Origin of the sequence: Streptomyces mexicanus, assembly GCF_902506575.1 — a bacterium.
GTDB lineage: Bacteria > Actinomycetota > Actinomycetes > Streptomycetales > Streptomycetaceae > Streptomyces > Streptomyces mexicanus.
Genome location: NZ_LR732633.1, coordinates 1 through 4,199 on the forward strand (window position 1 = coordinate 1; position 4,199 = coordinate 4,199).

A 4,199-nucleotide genomic window follows, 5' to 3' on the forward strand; every position below is an offset into this window, starting at 1 on the left:
CCGCTCCCCCGTCCGCGGAGGGCAGGGCGCCCGCCGCATCCCCGGCGCGAGCGGCCGCCGTCACGGACGCCCTCGCGGAGGGAGCCGTGCGGCAGGTGGTCACCCGGCACGCCCGGCAGGCGCTGCTCTCCGGCCAGTGCCACGTCACCCTGGAACCCGTCCCGCCGCGCCGCGGCCCGGCCGGCGGCCACCGTCCCGGGCGCTCCCGGCTGCGCACCTTCGTCCCGCTGTTCGACGGCTCGGGCCGCACGCTCGGCGTGTGCTACGCCGCCCTCGACGTCACCGGCCAGGACCCGGCCCGCGAGCGGCTGGCCCTGGTCAACGCGGCCGGAGCGCACATCGGGACCACGCTGGACCTGGACCGGACGGTGCGGGAGCTGGCGGAGGGCATGGTGCCGCAGGTCGCCGACTTCGTGGCGATCGACCTCCTGGACGCGGTGACCGAGGCGGCGGCCCCGGCCGACCGTGCGGCGTCCGGCGGGCCCACGCTGCGCCGTGCGGCGCACCTGTCGATCAGGGAGGACCAGCCCGAGGTGATCGTGGCCATCGGCGAGCCCACCCGGTACCCGGCGTGCTCCCCGCAGCGGCGCTGCCTGGCCACCGGGCTCACCGTGCGGGAGACCGTCGATGCGACGACGCCCTGGCTGGTCCACGATCCGCGGCGCTGGAAGACGATGATCCGGCTCGGCGTGCACACGCATCTGGTCGTCCCGCTGCGGGCGCGCGGCATCACCATGGGCGTGGTGACGCTGCTGCGCTGGCAGAACGCCGCCCCGTTCGACGCGGACGACATGCTCCTGGTGGAGGACCTGGTGGCGCGCGCCGCGGTGTGCGTGGACAACGCCCGGCGTTTCGCCCGGGAGCACCAGGCGGCGCTGACCCTGCAGACCAGCCTGCTGCCGCCCGCGCTGCCCGAGCACAGCGCCGTCGAGGTCGCCCACCGGTACCTGCCGACCGACGCCGAGGCCGGGGTGGGCGGGGACTGGTACGACGTCATCCCGCTGTCCGGCGCCAGGGTCGCGCTGGTGGTGGGCGACGTGGTCGGCCACGGGCTGCACGCCGCGGCCGGCATGGGCCGGCTGCGGGCGGCCGTGCAGACCTTGGCCGACCTCGACCTGGCCCCGGACGAACTGCTGGCGCGCCTGGACGACCTGGTGGTGCGCCTGGCCGAGGAAGCGGAGGCCGCCGACCAGGGCGCGGTGGTCGGCGCGACGTGCGTGTACGCCGTCTACGACCCCATCGCCCGCGAGATCGTGGTGGCGCGTGCCGGGCACCCCAGCCCCGCGATCGCTCATCTGACCGAGCCGGTGGAGTTCCCCGACATCCCGGCGGGGCCGCCGCTGGGGCTGGGCGGTCTGCCCTTCGAGTCGGCGGTGGTACCGGTGGAGGAGGGCAGCGTCCTCGCTCTGTACACGGACGGGCTGATCGAGGCGTCGGACCGGGACGTCGACGTCGGCATGGAACGCCTGTGCTTCGCGCTGGCCCATCCCGACCGGCCGCTGGAGGAGATCTGCGACACCATGGGGCGCACCCTGCTGCCGGCCCGGCCCCGGGACGACGTGGCGTTCCTCGTGGCCCGCACGCACGTGCTCAGCGCCGACCGCGTGGCCTCCTGGGAGGTGCCCGGCGATCCGGCGGCCGTCCCCGCGGCCCGGTCCGCCGCCGTGGCGCAGCTGTCCCGCTGGGGCCTTGAGGACGTGGCCTTCAGCACGGAGCTGATCGTCAGCGAACTGCTCACCAACGCCGTACGGCACGCCTGCGGGCCGATCGGGCTGCGGCTCATCCACGAGCGCGTCCTGATCTGCGAGGTCTCGGACGGTTCGAGCACCTCGCCGCACCTCAGGCGCGCCCGGAGCACGGACGAGGGCGGCCGGGGCCTGTTCCTGGTCGCCCAGATCGCCCAGCGGTGGGGCACCCGGTACTGCGACGAGGGCAAGACGATCTGGGCGGAGCAGCCGCTGCCGCGCGAGCACGGTACGCACCGGCCATGAATCGACACGAGCCGGGCATACAGGTCGCCCGCTGCGGAAGCGCAGTGCTAGAACTGGGAACATGATCGGACGTTCCCGCCGGTCCCGGTCCGAGGCGGCGCCACCGCCCGGCGGCCGGCGGTCAGCTGATCCGTCCACCGGCCCGGGGCCGCGGCGGCCCCCCGGACGCCGCCACGCTCCGTCCCGGAGCCTGGGCACGGTGGCCGCGCAGGTGTTCCTGCTGCAGGTCATCGTGGTGCTGGTGCTGGTCGCCGCGGCGGCCACCGCCCTGGTGCTGCAGTCCCGGTACGACGCCCAGAACGACGCGCGGCAGCGGGTCCTGGCCGCCGCGGAGGCGTTCGCCCACGCACCCGGCACGGCGGCGGCCCTGCGCTCGCCGGATCCGACGCCGCTGCTGCAGCCGTCGGCGGTGCAGGCGCAGACGGGTTCGGGTGTCGACTTCGTCTCCGTGATGAACACCAAGGGGGTGCGGCTGGCCGACAACGATCCCCAGCTCGTCGGCACCCATGCGCAGGACGTCAGCCGGGCCGTGGCGGGCGAGACCTTCATCGACACCTTCCACGGCAAGCCGTCCGACGCGGTGCGCGCCGTGGTGCCGGTGACCGACCCGAGCGGTCGGGTGGTCGGCGTGGTCCAGGCGGGCATCCAGATCCAGACCCTCGGGCATCTGCTCGACCAGCAGGTGCCCATGCTGCTGGGCGCGGCGGCGCTCGCCCTCGCGCTGGCCACCGCGGGCACCGCCCTGGTCAGCCGGCGGCTGCGCCGTCAGACCCACGGCCTGGGCCCGGCCGAGATGACCCGGATGTACGAGCACCACGACGCGGTGCTGCACGCGGTGCGCGAGGGGGTGCTGATCGTCGGCGCCGACGGACGGCTGCTGCTCGCCAACGACGAGGCGCGCCGGCTGCTGCACCTGCCGCCGGACGCCGACCAGCGGCACGTCACCGAGCTGGGGCTGGGGCCGGAGCTGACGCGGCTGCTGGTGGCGGGCGAGATCGCCTCCGACCGGGTGTGCCCGGCCGGGGACCGGTTGCTGGCGGTCAACACCCGGCGGACCGCGCCCTACGGTGACGTTCCCGGCCTGGTGGCCAGCTTCCGGGACACCACCGAACCGCAGGCGCTGGCGGGCCGGGCGGAGGTGGCACGGGGCCGCCTGACGCTGCTGTACGAGGCCGGGGTGCGCATCGGCACCACGCTGGACGTGCGGCACACCGCGCAGGAACTGGCCGAGGTGGCGGTGCCGCGGCTGGCGGACGTGGTGACCGTGGAGCTGCTGGAGTCCGTGCTGCAGGGCGAGGAGCCCACGGGGGCCGTGCACCGGATGCGGCGCACCGCCGTGCGCGGCTCGCGCCCGGACACCCCGCTGCAGCCGGTGGGCGATCTGATCCGGTTCGTCGTGGCCGACACGCGGATGGTGGCGGCGCTGCGGCGCGGCAAGGCCGTTCTCGTACCGGATCTGCACCGGGCGGGGGACTGGCGGGCGCAGGACCCGGAGGGTGCCCGCCGGGTGCTGGAGTCCGGCATCCACTCGCTGATCACGGTGCCGCTCAGGGCGCGGGGCGTGGTGCTCGGCATGGTCAACTTCTGGCGCGGCAGCGGCACGCCGCGGTTCGAGGAGGAGGACGTCGCGGTCGCCGAGGAGCTGGGGGCGCGGGCGGCCGTCGCGATCGACAACGCCCGCCGGTACTCGCGGGAGCACGCGATGGCGGTGACGCTGCAGCGCAATCTGCTGCCCCGGGACCTGCCGGAACAGGACGCGCTGGAGGTGGCGTGGCGGTACCTGCCGGCGCAGTCGGGCGTGGGCGGCGACTGGTTCGACGTGATCCCCCTGCCCGGGTTCCGGGTGGCGCTGGTGGTCGGCGACGTGGTGGGGCACGGGCTGCACGCCGCGGTCACCATGGGCCGGCTGCGCACGGCCGTGCTGAACTTCTCCTCGCTGGACCTGCCGCCGGAGGAGCTGCTGGGGCATCTGGACGAGATGGTGGGGCGGTTGGACACCCAGGCGGCCGGGGACGGCGAGGGATCCATGGTCACCGGGGCGACCTGCCTGTATGCCATCTACGACCCCGTCGGCGGCCGCTGCACCCTGTCGCGGGCCGGGCATGTCGCGCCGGCGGTGGTGGGTCCCGCGGGCCCGGTGGCCCTCCCCCGACTGCCGCCGGCGGCGCCGCCCGGGGGGGGGGGGGGCCCCCGCCGGGCGGGGGCGCG

Annotated in this window: 2 protein-coding genes; both read left to right on the forward strand. The window is 75.7% G+C overall.

What is annotated here, in order from left to right; genetic code table 11:
* Positions 1-1,991, forward strand: a 1,991-nt coding sequence (locus GV126_RS33855) for a SpoIIE family protein phosphatase (protein ID WP_159675010.1), incomplete at its 5' end; no start/stop codon positions are given.
* A gap of 61 nt (positions 1,992-2,052) precedes the next feature.
* The coding region (locus GV126_RS33860) for a SpoIIE family protein phosphatase (protein ID WP_201299982.1) at positions 2,053-4,199 on the forward strand (2,147 nt) is incomplete at its 3' end.